Source organism: Paraburkholderia sp. Cpub6 (assembly GCF_014201065.1).
GTDB lineage: Bacteria > Pseudomonadota > Gammaproteobacteria > Burkholderiales > Burkholderiaceae > Paraburkholderia > Paraburkholderia tuberum.
In genome coordinates, this window is the sequence record NZ_JACHDM010000022.1 from 106,084 (window position 1) to 128,856 (window position 22,773).

Below are 22,773 nucleotides of genomic sequence, written 5' to 3' on the forward strand. Positions count from 1 at the left end.
GCATGTGCAATGAGCGACACCCATCACACCGTGCCGGAGGGCGCCGCGCCGGGTCAGCGGCAAGGTACACAAGACGCGCAAACCGCACGAGGCAGCGGCTTTTCGCTGACCGAAGACTGGCTCGCCGCGGGCGTCGGCCTGCTCGTGATCGTGATCGCGTGGGCGCTGTTCGCGTCGGGCAGCAGCATCAAGTGGCTTGCGGTCGCGCCGGCCAAATGGTCGAGCGTCGCGCAGGCCGCGCAGGACATCGGCAAGCATCTACCCAACTACCTCGCGCTATTCGCGACATTCGCGGTGCTGTTCGGCGCGAGCGTCGCCCTGCTCCGGCAGCGCGTTGGCGCGTTTCTCGCCGCCTTCATCGTCGTGTTCGTCGCTTCCGCGCTGATTCTGACGCTCGGCGCATGGGTCGACGCGTCCAGGTACAACCTCGAGCCGCCGCTCGTCGCGCTCGCGCTCGGGCTGCTCGTGTCGAACCTGTTCACGCTGCCGGAGTGGCTCGCGGCCGGGCTGCGCGTCGAGTTTTACATCAAGGTCGGTATCGTGCTGCTCGGCGCGACGCTGCCGTTCACGCTGCTCGTGTGGGCCGGTCCGGTCGCGGTCGTCCAGGCGAGCATCGTGTCATTGGTGACGTTCTTCGTGATCTTTCTCGTTGCGCGAGCATTCGGACTCGATCGACGCTTTGCCGCCGTGCTCGGTGTGGGCGGCGCGGTGTGCGGCGTGTCGGCAGCGATCGCGATTGCCGGCGCGGTACGGGCGAAACGCGAGCAGGCGTCGGTCGCGATCACGCTGGTCGTGCTGTGGGCGATCGTGATGATCTTCGTGCTGCCGTTCGCGTCGCGCTCGCTCGGACTGCCGACGGCCGTCGCCGGCGCCTGGATCGGCACCTCCGAATTCGCCGACGCCGCGGGCATCGCCGCCGCCCAGGCCTACGGCGATTTCGCGCGCCACGCGGGCGGCGCGATCGCCGGTGCGCCGGAAGCGTCGTTGCAGGCCTTCACGCTGATGAAGGTGGTCGGCCGCGACATCTGGATCGGCATCTGGGCGTTCGTGCTCGCAATCGTCGCGACGACGCGCTGGGAAGCGCAGGACAGCGGCGTCGCCGCGCGCGCGAATGCCGGTGAGATCTGGGCGCGTTTCCCGAAGTTCGTGATCGGCTTCGTGATCGCGTCGGCGTTGGTCACGTGGATCGCGAGCCATTATTCACTCGCCGATTACCGTAAGGTCGTCACGCCGGAGTTCGTCGCGCCAATCACGGTGCTGCGCACGTGGGCGTTCACCTTCTGCTTCCTGAGCATCGGTCTGACGACGCACTTCCGCTCGCTTGCCGCGACCGGTCTGAAGCCGTTCCTCGCGTTCACGGCGGGCGTGGTGGTCAATATCGCGATCGGTTACGCGCTGTCCGCACACGTGTTCGCGTCGTACTGGAACAGCCTCGGATAACGCCGTGAAGATTTCGATGGATCGTGGCGCCGGCGCTGCGCCATACATAGGCGCCGTAGAGCGCAACTGCGCGGCGGACGCGCCCTGCTGCGCCGCATGCCGGCATCGCGTGAGCGAACGGAATGCGCTCGAGCAGCGTATCCCAGGCCTTGCCGTGTTCAGTTCAGGGTTCGGCGCGAGCGTCGCCGATAGCCGACTGTGTGGTCTGCATGACCAGTTGGTATCGCCCGGCGATGTCTGTGCGCGGTTCGAGCCGGTTGCGCCGTCGCTCGGGCCGCGCTGATCCAACAGCGATCTTCAGGCGCAAATCCCCGCGCCAATCCAGTCGCGAATCCCCACACTCGCGCGCATCCGGCTTCATGAGCCGTTGCGCGCCCTCTCCTGATCTCAGTCGTTCAGCGCGTTTCGCGTATTGCCCGCCGATCCACGCGAGGCCGCGCTCGCACGCTTGCGCTCCTCTTCGCGCCGATTCGAGCCCCTTGTCGCGCCTCGAATGAAAAACACCGCACAGGCCGCGCACATCGCCCAGATGCCCAGTATTACCAGCCACTTTTCCATTACACCAACCCTCGAGAACCCCGTTTATCTTTTCTGCGTGCCCTGAAACCGACGTTTCGGGCCGTCCGTCATCGTGCTTCTGTATATCGGCGCGCGAAGTCGTTTGATAAGGCTTATTTCAAAAAGAATCACGCCAGGGAAAGTACCGATCGAAAACACCCCGGTCCGACTGTCGGTCACCGCCCGGAAACCCCTGTTCCATAAGGCTTCCGACGGGGTGCAACCAACCTGCCGATTTGGTTGCACCTTTTTATTTGGAGGCGTACGATTCGCCCAACTTTTAGTCTTTCGCCAGGCTCGCGCCCGGTATCAAAGAAGGAAACATGGCTAGCACCACTCTTGGCGTCAAGGTCGACGACCTCTTGCGTTCCCGGCTCAAAGATGCCGCCACCCGCCTCGAGCGCACCCCGCACTGGTTGATCAAGCAGGCGATTTTCGCCTACCTCGAAAAGATCGAGCACGGCCAGTTGCCGCCCGAACTGTCAGGCGCGGCCGGCACGGCCGATCTCGCCGACGGCGCGGCGGTCGAGAACGAGGAAGACGGCGCATCCCATCCGTTTCTCGATTTTGCGCAGAACGTGCAACCGCAGTCGGTGCTGCGCGCGGCGATCACCGCCGCATATCGCCGCCCTGAACCCGAGTGCGTGCCGTTCCTGCTCGGCCAGGCGCGTCTGCCGGCCAACCTCGCCGGCGACGTGCAGGCGATGGCCGGCAAGCTCGTCGAAACGCTGCGCTCGAAGAGCAAGGGCGGCGGCGTCGAAGGGCTGATCCACGAATTTTCGCTGTCGAGCCAGGAAGGCGTCGCACTGATGTGCCTCGCCGAGGCGCTGCTGCGCATTCCCGACCGCGCGACCCGCGACGCGCTGATCCGCGACAAGATCAGCAAGGGCGACTGGAAATCGCACGTCGGCCAGGCGCCGTCGCTGTTCGTCAACGCGGCGACCTGGGGCCTGATGATCACCGGCAAGCTGGTGACGACCAATAGCGAGACGAGCCTGTCGTCGGCGCTCACGCGCCTGATCGGCAAGGGCGGCGAGCCGCTGATCCGCAAGGGCGTCGACATGGCGATGCGCCTGATGGGCGAGCAGTTCGTGACCGGCGAGAACATTTCCGAAGCGCTCGCGAACAGCCGCAAGTACGAGGCGCGCGGTTTCCGCTATTCATACGACATGCTCGGCGAAGCGGCCACCACCGAGGCCGACGCGCAGCGCTACTACGCGTCGTACGAGCAGGCGATCCACGCGATCGGCAAGGCCGCGGGCGGCCGCGGCATCTACGAGGGCCCCGGCATCTCCATCAAGCTGTCGGCGCTGCATCCGCGCTACTCGCGCGCGCAGCAGGAACGCACGATGAGCGAGCTGCTGCCGCGCGTGCGTTCGCTCGCGATCCTTGCGCGCCGCTACGACATCGGCCTCAATATCGACGCCGAAGAAGCCGACCGCCTCGAACTCTCGCTCGACCTGCTCGAAGCGCTGTGCTTCGATCCGGAGCTGCAAGGCTGGAACGGCATCGGCTTCGTCGTGCAGGCGTATCAGAAGCGCTGCCCGTTCGTGATCGACTACCTGATCGATCTGGCGCGCCGCAGCCGTCACCGTGTCATGGTGCGGCTCGTGAAGGGCGCGTACTGGGATACGGAAATCAAGCGCGCGCAGGTCGACGGCCTCGAAGGCTATCCGGTCTACACGCGCAAGGTCTACACCGACGTGTCGTACCTCGCCTGCGCGAAGAAACTGCTCGGCGCGCCCGATGCCGTCTATCCGCAGTTCGCGACGCACAACGCGCACACGCTGTCGGCGATCTATCAGCTCGCAGGCAATAACTACTACCCCGGCCAGTACGAGTTCCAGTGCCTGCACGGCATGGGCGAGCAGCTCTACGAAGAAGTCACCGGCCGCGACAAGCTGAACCGCCCGTGCCGCGTGTACGCACCGGTCGGTACGCATGAGACGCTGCTCGCGTACCTCGTGCGCCGGCTGCTCGAGAACGGCGCGAACACGTCGTTCGTGAACCGCATCGCCGACGAATCCGTCGCGATCAAGGACCTGGTCGCCGATCCGGTCGAGGAAGCGTCGAGGATCGTGCCGCTCGGCGCGCCACACGCGCGCATTCCGCTGCCGCGCAATCTGTATGGCGCGCAACGGCTCAATTCGATGGGCTTCGATCTGTCGAACGAGCATCGGCTCGCGTCGCTGTCGTCGGCGCTGCTCGCGAGCGCGCATCATCCGTGGCGCGCCGCCCCAATGCTCGAAGACAACCAGATCGCGGTCGGCGCCGGGCGTGACGTGCGCAACCCGGCCGACCAGCGTGATCTCGTCGGCACGGTCGTCGAAGCGACGGCGGAGCATGTGAGCGCCGCGCTCGGCCATGCGGTGGCCGCCGCGCCGATCTGGCAGGCGACGCCGGTCGAGGCGCGCGCGGATTGCCTCGCGCGTGCCGCGGATCTGCTCGAAGCGCAGATGCACACGCTGATGGGCCTCGTGGTGCGCGAAGCGGGCAAATCGCTCGCCAACGCGGTCGCGGAGATCCGCGAAGCGATCGACTTCCTGCGCTACTACTCGACGCAGATCCGCGACGAGTTTTCGAACGACACGCATCGGCCGCTCGGTCCGGTGGTCTGTATCAGCCCGTGGAATTTCCCGCTGGCGATTTTCATGGGCCAGGTGGCCGCCGCGCTCGCGGCCGGCAACACGGTGCTCGCGAAACCGGCCGAGCAGACGCCGCTGATCGCAGCTCAAGCGGTGCGAATTCTGCGTGAAGCGGGCGTGCCGGCGGGCGCGGTGCAACTGCTGCCGGGCAATGGCGAGACGGTCGGAGCCGCGCTGGTCGCCGATCCGCGCACGCGTGCGGTGATGTTTACCGGCTCGACCGAAGTCGCGCGTCTGATCAACAAGACGCTGTCCGGCCGACTCGATCCGGATGGCAAGCCGATTCCGCTGATCGCCGAAACCGGCGGCCAGAACGCGATGATCGTCGACTCGTCGGCGCTCGCCGAGCAGGTCGTCGCCGACGTGCTGCAGTCGTCTTTCGACTCCGCCGGTCAACGGTGTTCGGCGTTGCGCGTTCTTTGTCTGCAGGACGATGTCGCGGACCGCACGCTCGAAATGCTGACAGGCGCGATGCGCGAGCTCGCGCTCGGCAACCCGGATCGGCTGTCGACCGACGTCGGCCCGGTGATCGACCTGGACGCGAAGCGCGGCATCGACGCCCACATCGCGGCGATGCGCGACAAGGGCCGCAAGGTCGAGCAATTGCCGCTGCCGGAGGGCGCGACGCAGGGTACTTTCGTGCCGCCGACGCTGATCGAGCTCGACAGCATCGACGAGCTGAAGCGCGAAGTGTTCGGTCCGGTGCTGCACGTGGTGCGCTATCGCCGCAGCCAGCTCGACAAGCTGCTCGAACAGATTCGCGCGACGGGTTACGGTTTGACGCTCGGCATCCACACGCGCATCGACGAAACGATCGCGCACGTGATCAGCCGCGCACACGTAGGCAACATCTACGTGAACCGCAACGTGATCGGCGCGGTGGTCGGGGTGCAGCCGTTCGGTGGCGAAGGACTGTCGGGTACGGGGCCGAAGGCCGGCGGTGCGTTATATCTGCAGCGTCTGCTCGCAACGCGTCCGGCTGGTTTGCCGAAGTCGCTCGCGCAGGCGCTGGTGGTCGAAGTACCGCAGGCGGCGCAGGCTGCAGAACAGGGCGACAATCCGGCGGCCGCGCTGACCGCGTTGCGCGACTGGCTGATCGCCGAGCGCGAGCCGCAGCTTGCCGCGCGTTGCGACGGCTATCTGTCGCATGTGCCGGCGGGCGCGACCGCGGTAATGTCGGGGCCGACCGGCGAGCGCAATACGTACACGCTGGGCCCGCGCGGCACGGTGCTGTGTATCGCGTCGACGGCGAGCGGCGCGCGCGTGCAGTTCGCGGCGGCGCTGGCTACGGGAAATCGTGCGTTGTTCGAGGGCGCGGCCGGTGAACAATTGGTTTCGCAATTGCCGGCGTCGCTGAAGGCCCACGCGAGCGTGAAGAAGAGCGCCGACGCGCCGTTCGACGCCGTGCTGTTCGAAGGCGACAGCGATGAGCTGCTCGCGCTCGTGAAGGAGGTCGCGAAGCGCGCGGGGCCGATCGTGTCGGTGCAGGGCGTCGCGGCCCGTGCGCTCGCGAGCGGCGACGAGGACTACGCGCTCGAGCGTCTGCTCACCGAGCGCTCGGTCAGCGTGAATACCGCGGCGGCAGGCGGCAATGCGAATTTGATGACGATCGGTTGAGCGAACCTCGGCGATTTATTCAATAGAAAGGAAGCGGCGCGGCGACCCCGACACCGCTTCATCCACACCTGGTATCAAGGAGAACCTATGCAACACAAAATGAAACAGCTGGCAGGCGCAGCTCTGGTTGCCGCCATGTCGCTGGCGGGGACGGCCAACGCTCAATCGACGGAAGACGTGAAGATCGGTTTCGCCGGTCCGATGACCGGCGCACAGGCGCACTATGGCAAGGACTTCCAGAACGGCATCACGCTCGCGGTCGAAGAGTTCAACGCGACGAAGCCGGTGATCGGCGGCAAGCAGGTTCGCATCGTGCTCGACTCGGCCGACGACCAGGCCGACCCGCGCACCGGCACGACGGTCGCGCAGAAGCTCGTGGATGATGGCATCAAGGGCATGCTGGGCCACTTCAACTCGGGCACGACGATTCCGGCCTCGCGCATCTACGCGAACGCGGGCATTCCGCAGATCGCGATGGCGACGGCGCCGGAATACACGCAGCAGGGCTTCAAGACAACCTTCCGCATGATGACGTCCGACACGCAGCAAGGCTCGGTCGCAGGCACGTTCGCGGTGAAGAACCTCGGCATGAAGAAGATCGCGATCGTCGACGATCGCACCGCTTACGGCCAGGGTCTTGCGGATCAGTTCGAGAAGGCTGCGAAGGCGGCAGGCGCGACGATCGTCGATCGCGAATACACGAACGACAAGGCCGTCGACTTCAAGTCGATCCTGACCAAGCTGAAGTCGTCGAACCCGGATCTGATCTATTACGGCGGCGCGGATTCGCAAGCAGCACCGATGGTCAAGCAGATGAAGCAGCTCGGCGTGAAGGCGCCGCTGATGGGCGGCGAAATGGTCCACACGCCGACCTTCATCAAGCTCGCCGGCGATGCGGCGAACGGCACGGTGGCTTCGCTCGCCGGTCTGCCGCTCGAAGAAATGCCGGGCGGCAAGGCATACGTCGAGAAGTACAAGGCGCGCTTCAACGAAGACGTGCAAACGTACTCGCCGTACGCGTTCGATGGCGCGATGGCGATGTTCACCGCGATGAAGAACGCGAACTCGACCGATCCTGCCAGGTACCTGCCGGTGCTCGCCAGGACGTCGAAGCCGGCCGTGACGTCGGCCAACCTCGCGTACGACACGCGCGGCGATCTGAAGAACGGTGGTATCACGCTGTACAAGGTCGTCGATGGCAAGTGGACGACGCTGCAAAGCGTGGGCGGCAAGTAAGTTTTTTGCTGACTACGGTTGATAATAGAAAACCCCGCTCCGGCGGGGTTTTTTTATGGGCGGCGCATTCGACACGCTGTCAGGCCACGGGGCGATTTTCACTGCCCGCGCATCTTCCTCCCCTGCTCACGAATCATCTCGAGCGTCGCCGCGGGCGTGCTCGCTTCCTGCGGCATGCGAATTTCGATCACGGCCGGCAACTGCGATTCGATCGCGCGTTGCAACGCCGGCAAAAAATCCCCGGTACGTTCAACGGTTTCCCCATGCGCGCCGAACGATCGCGCGAATGCCGCGAAGTCCGGATTCTTGAGCCCGGTGCCATGCACGCGATGCGGATAGTGTCGCTCCTGATGCATGCGGATCGTCCCGAATTGGCTGTTGTTGACGACGATGAACAGCACGCGCAGGTCGTACTGCATCGCTGTCGCGAGCTCCTGCGCGGCCATCATGAAGCAGCCGTCGCCGGCGAGCGCGACCACCGCGCGCTGGGGATACAGCGACTTTGCCGCGAGCGCCGCCGGCACGCCGTAGCCCATCGCGCCGCTCGTCGGCGCGAGCTGAGAACGGAAGTGCCGATACGAGAAATGCCGATGCAGCCACGTCGCGTAATTGCCCGCGCCGTTCGTGAGGATCGCGTCGTCGGGCAAGTGGGCGCGTAACTGCTGGATCACTTCGCCCATCTGCACGTCGCCGGGAATTGGGCGCGGCTCGCGCCAATCCAGGTACGCGCGGTGCGCTTCTTCAGCGGCACCCGCCCAGGCGAGCCTGCCGGACGACGACGGTTCCAGTTCCGCAAGCATCGCCGCAAGCTCAGGCATGCCCGAGACGATCGGCAGATCGGCCGCATATACGCGGCCCAGTTCTTCCGCGCCCTGATGCACGTGCACGAGCGTCTGCTTCGTCTTCGGGATGTCGAGCAGCGTGTAGCCGTTGGTCGTCGCTTCGCCGAGGCGCGGACCGAGCGCGAGCAGCAAGTCCGCGTCGCGAATGCGCTGAGCGAGCGCCGGATTGATGCCGAGACCGACGTCGCCCGCATAGTTCGGATGCTCGTTGTCGAAGGTGTCCTGGAAGCGGAACGCGAGGCCAATCGGCAACTGCCAGTTTTCGATGAAACGCCGCAGGTCCGCGCACGCGGCCTCTGTCCAGCCGCTGCCGCCGGCGATCACCATCGGCCGTTGCGCGTCTTCGAGCAACTCGCGCAGCTTCGCGATCTGCGCGGCCGATGGCGATGCCGCCACGCGGTGATAAGCGGGTGCGCCAGGTACCGCGTCGCAGGCATCGCTCAGCACGTCTTCGGGCAGCGCCAGCACGACCGGCCCGGGCCTCCCCGAGGTGGCCGTATGAAACGCATGGCTCAGATATTCGGGGATGCGCTTCGGGTCGTCGATCTGCGCGACCCACTTCGCCATCTGACCGAACATGCGCCGGTAGTCGATCTCCTGAAAGGCCTCGCGATCGAGATGTTCGCGCGCGCACTGACCGATCAGCAGAATCATCGGCGTGGAGTCCTGAAACGCAGTATGAACGCCGATCGACGCATGCGTCGCGCCCGGCCCGCGCGTGACGAGTGCGACACCCGGGCGGCCGGTCAGCTTGCCGAGCGCTTCGGCCATGTTCGCGGCCGCGGCTTCGTGACGGCAGACGACCGTCTGGATGCGCCCGGTTTCGTCGTGCAGCGAATCGAGCACGGCGAGAAAGCTTTCGCCGGGGACGCAGAACACGCGCTCGACGCCGTGTGTGAGCAACGCCTCGACGACGAGGCGCGCGCCGGTCGTGCGTGCGGTATGGGAAGCGATAACGGAATTGGAAGCGGAATTGGCAGCGGGAGCATTCGGCAGCGACATTGCGAAGAAGCCTCCTGGCAGTGCGTGGGTGCGTTGGGACGGAGCCGCATCGGCGGAACGTGCAACAGCGGCCGATGGGCACTTCGACAGCTTACGCCGAGCACGTGGGCGCTGTCATGGCGCAGCGCAACTGTTCGATCGGCGTGCGCGCAACACGATCGCGCAAATGAAAACGCGAGCCGCAAGGCCCGCGCTTTTCCGATGCGATCGCACGCAATTGAATACCGCGCTCAGCGACTCAACACTCGACGATATTTACCGCGAGGCCGCCGCGCGACGTTTCCTTGTACTTGGTCTTCATGTCCGCGCCGGTTTCGCGCATCGTCTTGATCACCGAATCGAGCGACACGTAGTGGCTGCCGTCGCCGCGCAACGCCATGCGCGCGGCATTGACCGCCTTCACCGATGCCATCGCGTTGCGCTCGATGCACGGAATCTGCACCATGCCGCCGACCGGATCGCAGGTGAGCCCGAGGTTGTGCTCCATGCCGATTTCCGCGGCGTTCTCGACCTGCTTCGGCGTGCCGCCCATCACGGCGGCCAGCGCGCCCGCGGCCATCGAGCATGCGACGCCGACTTCACCCTGACAGCCCACCTCCGCACCGGAGATCGACGCATTCAGCTTGTACAGGATGCCGATCGCGGCGGCCGTCATCAGGAAGTCGATCACGCCCTGCTCGTTCGCGCCCGGCATGAAGCGCGTGTAGTAATGCAGCACCGCCGGAATGATGCCGGCCGCGCCATTGGTCGGCGCGGTGACGACGCGCCCGCCCGCCGCGTTCTCTTCGTTGACGGCGATCGCGTACAGGTTGATCCAGTCGACCATGGACAGCGGATCCTGCAACGCGCGCTCAGGGTTGCCCGTCAACGCGCGATACAGCTGCGGCGCGCGCCGCTTCACCTGGAAAGGTCCGGGCAAGTGACCATCGGCATCGGGATTGTTGATGCCGCATCCGCGCGCGACGCATGATTGCATCACGTCCCAGATCTTCAGCAGACCCGCGCGCGTTTCTTCCTCGCTGTGCCAGACGCGCTCGTTTTCCCACATCAGCTGCGCGATGCTCTTGCCGCTCGCCGCACACAGCGCGAGCAATTCGTTGCCGGTACGGAACGAATGCGGAAGCTGATCGACGGCGCTCAATACCTTCGTGTTCGGCGCGCCGGCCGTCACGACGAAGCCGCCGCCGACCGACAGATAGGTCGACTCGCGCAGCGTCGCCCCTTGCGCATCGAAGGCGAATAGCTTCAGGCCGTTCGGATGCTCGGGCAGCGCCTGACGATAAAACGCGATGTGCTCTTTCTGCACGAAGGGCACCTCGTGCGTGCCGAGCAGCGCGAGTTGGCGCGACGTGCGCACTGCTTCGAGCCGTTGCGCGATCGTCTCGGGATCGACGGTGTCGGGCGCGTCGCCCATCAGGCCCAGCATGACGCCGCGATCGGTGCCGTGGCCCTTGCCGGTCGCGCCGAGCGAGCCGTACAGCTCCGCTTTCACCGACGCGGTGGAAGCGAGCAGCCCGTCGCGCTCGAGTCCCTGGACGAACATCAGCGCCGCGCGCATCGGCCCGACCGTGTGCGAGCTCGACGGACCAATGCCGATTTTGAAGAGATCGAAGACGCTGACTGCCATGTACTGCTCCCTGCCTATAGATAAAGAGTTTAGCGCGCCGGCAGCGGCAAGCACACGGCGAGCCACGCGGGCGGCGTCGGTGCGAGCTGCAGCGCGACTGGCGTAAAGCGTCCGTCGAGACGGGCCGCCAGGTGAAACAGTTCCGTCGCGTTCTTCGGATCCCACTGACCCGAATAGCCGGGCAAGCCGGCCTCGCGACGTTTTGCATCGAACGCGACGTTCGAATGCACGAATTCCTCATGCGTCTGACCGCCGGTAGCAAACGGCACGAGCCAATTCAGCGCGGCGAGCAGCGTCGCGCCGTTCGCGCCCTTCTCCTGCAGCCAGTTGCGGTTGTGGCGGCGCGCGGCGAGCGCGGCCGTCACCAGCGGTTGCAGATCGTAGGTCACGTAGTGCAGCGCATCGCGCTCGCCGAAGTCGATCGTCGAGCCGTCCGGGGCGATGTTGTCGCCGATATGCTCGACGAACAGCCGCTGCGCGGCGTTGATCATCTTGCGGTTGTCGAGCGTGAATGCCGCCATCGCGATCAGCTTGATGCGGTGGCTTTGCCAATTGTTGCGGAACGTGCCCGTGAGCGGCCGCGGCTGCGCGTCGATCTGCGCGATGTAGCCGTTCGCGAGCTTCGTCAGAAACGCCATCGCCGCGTTGCGCGTTTTGACGGGCAACGCGCTCGCGGTCATGTCGTACGCGAGGATCAGACCTTCGAAACGCGTTTCGTCGATCGGATCGAAGCTCGGCTGATAGGTCGTGACCCACGCGTACAGCAGACGGTCGACGAGCTTCAGGAAGCGGTCGTCGCTGGTCGCGCGCCACGCGAGCGCGGCGTCGCGCAGCAGGTCGAGATCCTTCTCCGCTTCGACGCTCTGATCGTAGATGCCCTCGTGCGGCAGCGTGCCCTCGGTGTGCAATTTGGCGAGCGCATGCGGCTGCTCGTTCAGATGTGCCTGCACGTTGGCGACGAGCGCCTTGACGCCGGGGTCGGCATTGGTGCGCTCGCTCGTTTGCAGCGCCGGCGCCGCGCAGAAATTCATCGCGGCCTGCGCCGCGCGCAGCGGCAGCAACGCGGCCGCTGCGGCCAACAGTACCGCGTAAGCGGGCCGCCACGGACGGACGCCTGCCGCCTCGGCCCGGCTTTGCATCAATCGCACCTTTCGCGCCATGCGAAACTCCTCGTTAGGCTGATTCGGTGTGTGATGTTAGCCGGTTGCGGCTTTCAACGACAGGACCGCGGGTGGACCGCTCGCGGACGCCGACGGACCTTCGCAGCGCCGCGCATGACGTCTGGCCGACTCGCGCTGCTTACTCGTAATCGGCGATCGGCACGCACGAGCAGAACAGGTTGCGATCGCCGTACACGTTGTCCGCGCGACCGACCGGCGGCCAGTACTTGTTCGCGATCAGTGTCTTCAGCGGGTAGGCGGCGGTCTCGCGCGCATACGCGTGCTTCCAGTCGTCCGAGATCACGACCGCCGCCGTGTGCGGCGCGTGCTTCAGCGGATTGTCCTCGCGGTCCGCGCGGCCTTCCTCGACCGCGCGGATTTCCTCGCGGATCGCGATCATCGCCTCGATGAAGCGGTCGAGCTCTTCCTTCGACTCCGACTCGGTCGGTTCGACCATCAGCGTGCCCGGTACCGGGAAGCTCATCGTCGGCGCGTGGAAGCCATAGTCGGCGAGGCGCTTCGCGACGTCGTCGACGGTGATGCCGCTCGTGTCCTTGATCGGACGCAGATCGAGAATGCACTCGTGTGCGACGAGGCCGCCGGGGCCCGAGTACAACACCGGATAGTGCGGCGCGAGCTTGTTGGCGACGTAGTTCGCGTTGAGGATCGCGGTTTCGGTCGCGGCGGTCAGATTCTTCGCGCCCATCATCGCGATGTACATCCACGAGATCGGCAGGATCGACGCCGAGCCGTACGGCGCGGCCGACACCGCGCCGATGCCATCCTCCGAGCGCTGGTAGCTCGACGAAGTCTGGTTCGGCAGGAACTGCGCGAGATGCGCGCCGACCGCGACCGGACCGACGCCCGGTCCGCCGCCGCCGTGCGGAATGCAGAAGGTCTTGTGCAGGTTCAGATGCGAGACGTCGCCGCCGAACTGACCCGGCGCGCACAGGCCGACCATCGCGTTCATGTTCGCGCCGTCCACGTACACCTGGCCGCCGTGCGCATGCACGATCTCGCAGATTTCGCGGACGTTCTGCTCGAACACGCCGTGCGTCGACGGGTACGTGATCATGATCGCCGCGAGCTTATCGGCGTGCTGCGCGGCCTTCTTCTTCAGGTCTTCGATATCGACGTTGCCCTGCGCGTCGCATGCCACGACCACGACCTGCATGCCGGCCATTTGCGCCGACGCCGGGTTCGTGCCGTGCGCCGAAGCGGGAATCAGACAGACATCGCGATGCGCTTCGCCGCGCGACGCGTGATAGGCGTGGATGATCAAAAGACCCGCGTACTCGCCCTGCGAGCCCGCGTTCGGCTGCAGCGACACGGCCGCATAGCCGGTCGCGGCGACCAGCATCTCTTCGAGCTGATCGATCATCTCGCGGTAGCCGACGGTTTGTTCGGTCGGTGCGAACGGATGGATCTGGCCGAACTCGGGCCAGGTGACCGGCAGCATTTCCGACGTCGCATTCAGCTTCATCGTGCAGGAGCCGAGCGGGATCATCGAGCGATCGAGCGCGAGGTCCTTGTCCGACAGACTGCGCAGATAGCGCAGCATTTCCGTTTCCGAATGATGACGGTTGAACACGTGATGCGTCAGGTACGCGCTCGTGCGTTCGAGCGCGGCCGGCACCGACGCGGAGTTCGATGCGTTGAGCGCGGTGTCGAGCGCGTCGACTTGCGGCACGTCGCTCGTGAAGGCCGCTTGAGCGAACACCGCGAGCAGGTCGGCCAGATCGTGGCGCGTGGTGGTTTCGTCGATCGACAGGCCGACTTGCGTCGCGCTCACGTGGCGCAGGTTGATGCGCCTGGCCGTCGCCGCGTCGTGCAGCGCTTGCGTGCGTGCGCCGGTGTCGAACGTGAGCGTGTCGAAGAAAGTTTCGTTGACGAGCTTATAGCCAAGCTGCTTCGCGCCTTCGGCGAGCAGCGTGGCGATGCGATTGACGCGCAGTGCGATCGTCTTCAGGCCACGCGGGCCGTGATAGACCGCGTACATGCTCGCCATGATCGCGAGCAGCGCCTGCGCGGTACACACGTTCGAGGTCGCCTTCTCGCGGCGGATGTGCTGCTCGCGCGTTTGCAGCGCGAGACGCAGCGCGGGGTTGCCTTGCGCGTCGACGGTTACGCCGACCAGACGTCCCGGCATTTGCCGCTTGAATTCGTCGCGCACCGCGAGGTACGCGGCATGCGGGCCGCCGAAGCCGACCGGCACGCCGAAACGCTGCGTATTGCCGACCGCGACGTCCGCGCCCCATTCGCCCGGCGGCGTAAGCAGCGTCAGCGCGAGCAGGTCGGCGGCGACGACGACATGGCCGCCCGCCGCGTGGATCGCTTCGGTCAGCGCGCGGTAGTCGCGCACGTCGCCGTTCACGCCCGGGTATTGCAGCAGCACGCCGAATGCGTTGGCGTCGGCGGCTTCAGCGGCCGGGCCGACTTTCACTTCGATGCCGACCGGCGTCGCGCGCGTCTTCACGACCTCGATGGTCTGCGGCAGCACGTCGTCGGCAATGAAGAACACGTTCGACTTCGGCTTGCCGACGCGTTGTAGCAGCGTCATCGCTTCGGCGGCGGCGGTCGCTTCGTCGAGCAGCGATGCGTTCGAGATCGCGAGGCCGGTCAGGTCGGTGACCATCTGCTGGAAGTTCAGGAGCGCTTCCAGACGGCCTTGGGAAATCTCAGGCTGGTACGGCGTGTACGCGGTGTACCACGCCGGATTTTCGAGCACGTTGCGCAGGATCACCGTCGGCGTATGGGCGTTGTAATAGCCCTGGCCGATGTAGGAGCGGAACACCTGGTTCTTGTCCGCGAGCGCGCGCAAGGCGGCGAGCGCTTCGGCTTCGCTCTTCGGTTGCGCGAAGGGGCCGAGCGGCAGCGTTTCGGTGCGGCGGATCGTCTTCGGGATGACGGCGTCGATCAATGCCGCGCGCGACGCGAAGCCGAGTGCTTCGAGCATCGCTTGCTGGTCGGCCGTATCCGGGCCGATATGCCGTTCGGCGAAGGCGTCGTGCACTTCGAGCGCGGCGAGCGAGAGAGGAGTGCGGTTCATCAGACGATCCGGGTGTTCGAGCTTCATGGGTGTTCCTGGCGGCGCGGCGCGCCGTTGTGCGAGCGCCGCGCCTGACGGTTAAAACAGAAGGCGACTCAGGCGCCGATCGACTTCGCGTAGGCCTCGGCGTCGAGCAGACGGTCGAGCGACGCATCGGCGGCCGGCTTGATCTTGAACAGCCAGCTGTCGTACGGCGTGCTGTTGACGGTGTCCGGCGAGTCCGCGACGGTCGTGTTCGCCTCGATGACTTCGCCCGAGACCGGCGCGTAGATATCGGAGGCGGCCTTCACCGATTCGATCACGGCGACTGTGTCGCCCGCGGTCACGGACTTGCCGAGTTCCTGGACTTCGAAGAAGACGATGTCGCCGAGCGCTTCCTGCGCGTGGTCGGTGATGCCGACCGTCAGCGTGCCGTCCGCTTCGGTGCGGACCCATTCGTGCGATTCGGTGTATTTCAGTTCGGCCGGGATGCTCATTGGATGCTCCTGAACGGTATGTTCGGTAGTGTTTGAATGTAGGGGCGTGCGCCGGCCGCTTAGACCGCCAGCACCTTGCCGTTGCGCACGAACGGCAGTTTTACCACGCTTGCGGGACAGGCTTTGTCGCGAATCTGGACGTGCACGGTGTCGCCCGGCTGCACGCCCTTCGGCACGCGCGCGAAGGCGATCGATTCCTGCATGGTCGGCGAGAACGTGCCGCTGGTGATTTCGCCGTCGCCGTGCGGCGTGACGACTTTCTGATGCGCGCGCAGCACGCCCGCGGCCTTGCCGTTTTCCTTCAGCAGGATCAGGCCGACGAACGCGGCGCGCGAGCCGTCGGCTGCGAGGCTGCTCTTGCCGACGAACTCGCGCGGCGAGGCCAGGTCGACGGTCCATGCGAGGCCGGCGTCGAGCGGCGAGACATTGTCGTCCATGTCCTGGCCATACAGGTTCATGCCGGCTTCGAGGCGCAGCGTATCGCGCGCGCCGAGACCGGCCGGGCGCACGCCGTGGGCCGCGAGCGCATTCCACAGCGCTTCGACGTGGGTAGCCGGCACGATGATCTCGAAGCCGTCTTCGCCGGTATAGCCGGTGCGCGCGACGGTCAGCTCGCCGAACGGCGTGCCGTCGACGCGCGCGGCGTTGAACGGCTTCAGCGTTTCAGTCGCGGCGCGCGCGGCCGGCACGGTTTGCCAGGCCTTTTCGCGTGCGTTCGGGCCTTGCACGGCGACGATCGCCAGATCGCGGCGCGGCGTGATGGTGAGACCGAAGCCGCCCGCGTTGAGCTGGCCGAACCAGGCGATGTCTTTGTCGGCGGTGCCGGCGTTGACGACCACGCGGAAGTGGTCTTCGGCGAAGTAATAGACGATCAGATCGTCGATTACGCCGCCGTTCGGATTCAGCATGCAGGAGTAGAGCGCGCGGCCCGGCGTTTGCAGCTTCGCGACGTTGTTCGCGAGCGCGTATTCGAAGAACGCGCGGACGCGCTCGCCGGTGAAGTCGACCACGCACATGTGGGACACGTCGAACATGCCGGCGTCGGTGCGCACCGCGCGATGTTCCTCGATCTGCGAGCCGTAGTTGACGGGCATGTCCCAGCCGCCGAAGTCGACCATGCGAGCATTGAGCGCGCGGTGAGCGGCGTGGAGCGGGGTGTGTTTGAGTTCGGTCATGGGGCCTCGGGCATCTCGCGAAACAAAAAAGGCCATGCGGCGCACTGCCTCGCGGCCGTGTGCCTGCGAGCGTGGTTCTGCATGACCCCTCTGTCCTCGATACCTGAGAGATTGCGCCGCCGCGACTGGCTCAATGAGCTCGATCCGTCACGGTGAAACGCGCGCCCCTTCGGTGGGCAGCCTGCCTGCGGTGCACGAGGTGCGACGCGGATGGCTACTGCCGCTCTCCAGAGTGCGAAAAAGCCGCCGGAAGACGGGTTTTTCGACGCGGTCGGTCCTTTTGCCTGAGAGTTTGCGGGTGTGCCCCTTCGGCGGCGCGGCCTGCGATTTTTCGCCTGCCAGCACGCTCTCCCGACGCGTGCGGCGAATTTACGCGACGGGCCGGGGCTTGTCAAATAAAGGCCCGGGAGCGGTGTGGGGCCGGCTGTGGCTGTTCGGGGGCGTCAAAAAGAAAAGCGCGGACCGTGGTGCCCGCGCTTTTCAGTTGCTTCTCCCGGTGCCATCCGTGACCGCACGATGAGCGGTAGTGGGGGCTCACCTGGTGGCTCGTTTGCCGATTCGGTTTGCCCACTTGTTCGCTGACTCACTCGCCGATCGCGTGAGCCGCATTGTCCAGTTCCTGATTCAGCACGCGCTGTTCTTCCGCGGACAAACCGCCGCCATGCTGGGCGGCCATGTCATGCGCTTCCTGGCGGATCGTCTCGAGACGGTGATGCAGCGCGGCGCCTTGCGGCGGCGGGTAATAGCCCTGATTCACGCGGTTATCGATACGGTGCGCGAGATTGTCGATGCGGCCGTCGACCTGATGCAGACGCTGGTCCGCGATCTGCTGCGGAGTCGGGCCCGGATGCGGCGCCGGCGGGGGCGTTACCACGCAGGCGGCGACGGAGCCGAGCAGCGCGCATGCAACAAGGGCACGGATGATTCGAGACATGGATTCTCCCGGAGTCGTTGTCGTGTTGGGTTGCTACCTCACTAGCAACGGCTGACGAAGAATGCCCGCTGACTCTGCAGCGGGCGAATTTGTAACGTTATGTTCCTTTCCGGAGCGTCAGGAAAGCCCGCGCCGACCGCCTTCGCGGCGCTAAAGGCGGTCCCGTTTTTGGTACACAGATCGTGGTGGTGCGGTGTCGACGCGCAGCGGGGCGGGGTTCAGCGAATCCGCTCGAACGGCAGTCGCACGCCCTGCTCGGAACTGCGCGCGGCCAGCTCGATGATCGTCATCACGTCGACCGCGTCGCGCGTGCTGATCGGAAATGCGACGCGGTTCTGGATCGCGTCGGCCAACGCAATATAGAAGCCTGCGTACTCGCCGTTGCGGGTCGGCAATTCGCACTCGACTTCCTCGTCGCCTTCGAGCACGCGCAGCACGCCGGGGCTGTTGCCGGCGCCGAAGCCTGCGTCGCCGGGGCGCAGGCCCGCTTTCAGCTGATCTTCCTGGGTGTCGAGGCCGTACTTCACGTAGCTGCCGCGCGTGCCGTGGATAGCAAAGCGCGCTCCCGGCAACGCGGTCAACGCGCTTGCGTGCAGCACGACCTCGAACTCGTCGTAGCCGAGCTGGATGTGCACGTAGTCGGGTGCACTTGCGTCGTCGCGATGGGTGCGCACCGTCGCCGATACGGTCTTCGGCGGGCCGAAGAGGGCGAGCGCCTGGTCGATCAGATGCGGGCCGAGATCGAACAGCAGACCGCCGCCGCGCGTCACGTCTTCGCGCCAGCGCTGACGCACGCCCGGCCGGAAGCGGTCGAAATGCGATTCGTACTGCGTGAGGCGACCCAGTTCCACGCGCGCGAGCAGATCGCGCACGGTCAGAAAATCGCCGTCCCAGCGGCGGTTATGAAAGGGCGCGAACAGCTTGCCGCGCGCGAGCGCGATATTGGCAAGCGTGTGGGCATCGGCGGCGCTCAGCGTGACCGGCTTGTCGACGACCACGTGCTTGCCGGCTTCGAGCGTGCGGCGCGCGAGGTCGAAGTGGGTGTCGTTGGGCGTCGCGATCACGACGCAGTCGATGTCGTCGAGCGCGAGCAGCGCGTCGAGATCGGCGACGATTTTCGCGTGCGGATAGTCGGCGTGCGCGCGCTCGGATTGCCCGGTCGCAATCGCGGCGACCCTCGCGCGTCCGCAGTGTTCGATCACCGGTGCGTGAAACGTCGCACCGGCGAAGCCGTAGCCCATCAATCCAATTTTCAGCAATGCGGACATGCGAGTCTTCCTGGAGGAGCGGCGCGCCGCCTTGCCACCGCGGCGGCGGCGCGCAATCTCATCATTGTGGCATTTGTGGGCTGGACTGGGGGCTGAGCATGACGGCCGGCCTTGCGCGCAGCCCGTCGGGGCGTCCGAACCATCGAGGCATCCAACGAGGGCGTCCGTCGCGGTGGTCATCGCAGTGGCCATCGCAGTGGCCATCGCAGTGGCCATCGCAGTGGCCATGTTAGCATCGCACCTCTCGCGCGCATTGCGCCGCGCAGCATGCCCCGGGCCTTTGGCCGGCGCCACCCGCCGGTCCGACCTCAGCGGCCCTCAACCGCATTACCCATCCACAAACGATGTCCGCAGGCCTGAACCCCGCTCAAAGTGAAGCGGTCCGTTATCTCGACGGTCCCTGTCTCGTGCTCGCCGGCGCCGGCAGCGGCAAGACGCGCGTGATCACGCAGAAAATCGCGCACCTGATCGAAGCGAAGGGCTTCGAGCCACGCCACATCGCCGCCGTCACGTTTACGAACAAGGCCGCGGCGGAGATGCGCGAGCGCGTCGGCAAGCTGCTCGAAGGCAAGACGCTGACCGCACCCGGCAAGGAAGGCCGCAAGGTGCCCGTGAACCAGCTGACGGTGTGTACGTTCCACTCGCTCGGCGTGCAGATTTTGCGTCAGGAGGCGGAGCATGTCGGCCTGAAGCCGCAGTTCTCGATCATGGATTCCGACGACTGCTTCGGCATGATCCAGGAGCAGGTCGGCTCGACGGACAAGGGCTTCATTCGCAAGATCCAGTCGATCATCTCGCTGTGGAAGAATGGCCTGATCATGCCCGAGCAGGCGATCGCGATCGCCTCGACCGAGGACGAGCATCAGGCGGCGATCGTCTATCGCAACTACGTGGCGACGCTGCACGCGTACCAGGCGGTCGATTTCGACGATCTGATCCGCCTGCCCGCCGAACTGTTCGCGAGCAACGAGCAGGTGCGCGACCGCTGGCAGAACAAGCTGCGCTATCTGCTGATCGACGAGTATCAGGACACCAACGCATGCCAGTACGAACTGGTGAAGCTCCTGGCCGGCAAGCGCGCGGCGTTCACGGCGGTCGGCGACGACGATCAGGCGATCTACGGCTGGCGCGGTGCGACCCTCGAAAACCTCGGCCAGCTCGGCAAGGATTTCCCGAACCTGCACCTGATCAAGCTCGAACAGAATTACCGCTCGACGGTGCGCATCCTGAGCGCCGCGAACAACGTGATCGCGAACAACCCGAAGCTGTTCGAGAAGAAGCTGTGGTCCGAGCACGGTATGGGCGACACGATCACGGTGACGGGCTGCAACGACGAGGAGCACGAGGCGGAGTCCGTCGTGTTTCGGCTGTCCGCGCACAAGTTCGAGCGGCGCACGAATTTCCGCGACTACGCGATCCTCTATCGCGGCAACTTCCAGGCGCGCATCTTCGAGCAGGTGCTGCGGCGCGAACGGATTCCGTACGTGCTGTCGGGCGGCCAGTCGTTCTTCGATAAGGCCGAGATCAAGGACATCTGCGCGTACCTGCGTCTGATCGCCAACGCGAACGACGATCCCGCGTTCATCCGCGCGATCACGACACCGCGTCGCGGCGTCGGCAATACGACGCTGGAGGCGCTCGGCGCGTTCGCGGGTCAGGCGAAGGTGTCGCTGTTCGAGGCGGTCTACATGGGCGGCATCGAGGCGCGTCTGTCGCCGCGTCAGATCGAGCCGATGCGCGCGTTCTGCGACTTCATGCAGCGCCTGACCGACCGCGCGGAGAAGGACGCGGCGGGCACGCTACTCAATGAGCTGATGGAGGCGATCCACTACGAAGCGTATCTGTACGACGCGTTCGACGAACGCCAGGCGCAGGCGAAGTGGCAGAACGTGCTGGAGTTCATCGAGTGGCTCAAGCGCAAGGGCACGAAGGAAGAGCCGGAGCACGGCAGCGGCAGCGAAGCGACCGGCTACGACACCGCCGACGGCTTCGACGACACCGGCAAGAACCTGCTCGGGCTGATCCAGACGGTCGCGCTGATGTCGATGCTCGAAGGCCGCGAGGAAGATCCGGATGCGGTGCGGCTGTCGACCGTGCATGCGTCGAAGGGGCTCGAGTATCCGCACGTGTTCCTGGTCGGCGTCGAGGAAGGCATCATGCCGCATCGGGGCGGCGCGGACGACGAGCCGATCGACGACGCGCGCATCGAGGAGGAACGCCGGCTGATGTACGTCGCGATCACGCGCGCGCAGCGCAGCCTGCATCTGAACTGGTGCAAGAAGCGCAAGCGGGCGCGGGAGACGGTCGTCTGCGAGGCGTCGCGCTTCATCAACGAAATGCTGCTCGACGATGCGCCGCCGCCGACACCGGAAGAAGCGCCGATGTCGCCGAAGGACCGGCTCGCGAGCCTGAAGGCGTTGTTGCAGAAGTCGTGAGCGGGCGGGACTGCAAGTGCCCGCCAGGTACGTTTGCTTGCGATTGCACATAAAAAATCCCTGCATCGCGTTAGCGCATGCAAGGATTTTTCATTTCAGCGACGACCGATGCCGCGTGCTTTACTTCACCGCGCTGACCATATAGTCGACCGCAGCCTTTACGTCCGCATCCGATGCGTTCGAGCCGCCCTTCGGCGGCATCGCGCCCTTGCCGTGCAGCGCGTAGTTATAGACGGTGTCCATCGGGTCCTTCAGGCGCGGCGCCCATGCTTCCTTGTCGCCGAACTTCGGCGCGTTCAGCACGCCGGCCGCGTGACAGGCCTGGCATACCGACTGATACAGCGCTTTGCCGGCCTGCGAGGCGTCCGCGCTTTGCGCGCCACCTGCTGCCGGGGCGGGAGTCTGCGGCACGTTGGCCATTGCGGCCATTGCCGCGGCGGCCTGGGCCGCGCCCGCATCCGATGCACCTGCTGCACCGGATGCCGCTGTCGCACCGGATGCCGCGGCCGCGCCCGCCGCCGGCTGCGCCGGCTCGGGGAAGCTCGCGCCCGAATTGTTCGCCATATAGACCACCGCGCGCGCGATCTCGAAGTCACTGTAGTCGTCGGGGCTCGTGCCGCCGCGCGGCGGCATGGCGCCCTTGCCGGACAGGGCGGTGTGCCACAGCGTGTCGAAGCCCTGCGCGATGCGCGGCGCCCAGTCGGCGGTGTTGGTGAATTTCGGCGCGCCTGCGGCACCCGACGCGTGACACGCCGAGCAGACCGCCTTGTAGACTTCCTCGCCGCTCTTGTAGACGCGCGGTGCGTTGGCGTCGCGAATCTCGACTTGGGCGATCGGATGGATGCGGGAGGTGACTTCGGCTTCGGAGAGAGAGTCGGTGCCGGCGCCGGTGCGCGTCGAATTATCGACGTAGACGGCGAGCAGAACGATGATGACGATGGGCACAGCAAACCCGGCGATGACCGCGGCGATAAGCTGTGCTGGGGTTTTGATCGGGGCTCCGTGTGGTGCTTCGCTCATGCTTGTCTCGTCTCCGTGGGTGTGTGAGCGGTACAGCGCGACGGCAACTTCTTGTTCTTTATCAGCCACGGACGATTATAGACGTAAGCTTTCGGCGGCGGCGAGGGGGCCAGGACGGTGTTCAGCAGGCGTTTACCCGGATCGGCATGGACGATGGCAGGGGTCGAGGAAGACGCTGGGATGGGCGTCGGAGGCAAGGCAATCGCATTAGGACATCGTTAACCGACGGGTCTTAGCAGGTTAGTGCTTGTAAACTTCGGGGTGAAGGGCGTTTACTCTTGATTTTTGG

The 22,773-nt window shown here is 65.7% G+C and carries 13 protein-coding genes and 2 riboswitches; of the genes, 4 read left to right on the forward strand and 9 right to left on the reverse strand.

The features are described 5' to 3' along the window. Positions 1-9: 9 nt before the first annotated feature. The 3 genes from HDG33_RS28310 to HDG33_RS28320 all read left to right on the forward strand — a co-directional run bounded on the left by HDG33_RS28310 (position 10) and on the right by HDG33_RS28320 (position 7,496). Positions 10-1,440 (forward strand): YeiH family protein, encoded by a 1,431-nt coding sequence (locus HDG33_RS28310; RefSeq protein ID WP_184036927.1) that lies wholly within the window; start codon positions 10-12, stop codon positions 1,438-1,440. Positions 1,441-2,321: 881 nt separating this feature from the next. Continuing rightward, entirely contained in the window at positions 2,322-6,260 is a 3,939-nt protein-coding gene (gene putA / locus HDG33_RS28315) for a trifunctional transcriptional regulator/proline dehydrogenase/L-glutamate gamma-semialdehyde dehydrogenase (RefSeq protein ID WP_184036930.1), read from the forward strand. Between the two features lie 87 nt (positions 6,261-6,347). Then, on the forward strand, positions 6,348-7,496 hold the full coding sequence (locus HDG33_RS28320; RefSeq protein WP_184036933.1) for a branched-chain amino acid ABC transporter substrate-binding protein: 1,149 nt from the start codon (positions 6,348-6,350) through the stop codon (positions 7,494-7,496). 98 nt (positions 7,497-7,594) lie between these two features. Here HDG33_RS28320 and HDG33_RS28325 read toward each other — a convergent pair whose 3' ends face one another. From HDG33_RS28325 to HDG33_RS28360, 8 genes are all read right to left on the reverse strand, one after another. Further along, positions 7,595-9,340, reverse strand: a complete 1,746-nt coding sequence (locus HDG33_RS28325; protein WP_184036936.1) for a thiamine pyrophosphate-binding protein — start codon at positions 9,338-9,340, stop codon at positions 7,595-7,597. A gap of 238 nt (positions 9,341-9,578) precedes the next feature. After that, positions 9,579-10,967, reverse strand: coding sequence for an L-serine ammonia-lyase (locus tag HDG33_RS28330; RefSeq protein WP_090802417.1), 1,389 nt, complete (start codon positions 10,965-10,967; stop codon positions 9,579-9,581). Positions 10,968-10,996: 29 nt separating this feature from the next. Continuing rightward, positions 10,997-12,127, reverse strand: coding sequence for an alginate lyase family protein (locus tag HDG33_RS28335; RefSeq protein WP_184036939.1), 1,131 nt, complete (start codon positions 12,125-12,127; stop codon positions 10,997-10,999). 139 nt (positions 12,128-12,266) lie between these two features. Continuing rightward, positions 12,267-15,203 carry an aminomethyl-transferring glycine dehydrogenase gene (gcvP, locus tag HDG33_RS28340; protein ID WP_184036942.1) on the reverse strand — a complete coding sequence of 979 codons (2,937 nt, stop codon included), beginning with the start codon at positions 15,201-15,203 and terminating at the stop codon, positions 12,267-12,269. Positions 15,204-15,271: 68 nt separating this feature from the next. After that, complete coding sequence (gene gcvH / locus HDG33_RS28345) at positions 15,272-15,652, reverse strand: glycine cleavage system protein GcvH (RefSeq protein ID WP_090802422.1); 381 nt, start codon at positions 15,650-15,652, stop codon at positions 15,272-15,274. Positions 15,653-15,711: 59 nt separating this feature from the next. Beyond that, a complete protein-coding gene (gcvT, locus tag HDG33_RS28350; RefSeq protein WP_184036945.1) occupies positions 15,712-16,827 on the reverse strand; it encodes a glycine cleavage system aminomethyltransferase GcvT in 1,116 nt (371 codons plus the stop codon). An 80-nt stretch (positions 16,828-16,907) separates the two neighbouring features. Next, positions 16,908-17,068, reverse strand: a riboswitch (glycine riboswitch). A gap of 20 nt (positions 17,069-17,088) precedes the next feature. Next, a riboswitch (glycine riboswitch) is annotated at positions 17,089-17,191 on the reverse strand. 219 nt (positions 17,192-17,410) lie between these two features. Continuing rightward, positions 17,411-17,761, reverse strand: a complete 351-nt coding sequence (locus HDG33_RS28355) for a hypothetical protein (protein WP_018418835.1) — start codon at positions 17,759-17,761, stop codon at positions 17,411-17,413. Positions 17,762-17,979: 218 nt separating this feature from the next. After that, on the reverse strand, positions 17,980-19,029 hold the full coding sequence (locus HDG33_RS28360; protein ID WP_184036948.1) for an oxidoreductase: 1,050 nt from the start codon (positions 19,027-19,029) through the stop codon (positions 17,980-17,982). Positions 19,030-19,373: 344 nt separating this feature from the next. Between HDG33_RS28360 and HDG33_RS28365 the strand changes: the two genes are divergently transcribed. Continuing rightward, the gene (locus HDG33_RS28365) at positions 19,374-21,464 is read left to right on the forward strand and encodes a UvrD-helicase domain-containing protein (RefSeq protein ID WP_184036951.1); all 2,091 of its coding nucleotides are present in this window, start codon (positions 19,374-19,376) and stop codon (positions 21,462-21,464) included. Between the two features lie 120 nt (positions 21,465-21,584). On the opposite strand, the gene HDG33_RS28370 is transcribed toward HDG33_RS28365, so the two are convergent. Next, positions 21,585-22,484: a cytochrome c5 family protein gene (locus tag HDG33_RS28370; protein ID WP_184036954.1), complete on the reverse strand. Its 900-nt coding sequence runs from the start codon at positions 22,482-22,484 to the stop codon at positions 21,585-21,587. Positions 22,485-22,773 lie beyond the last annotated feature (289 nt).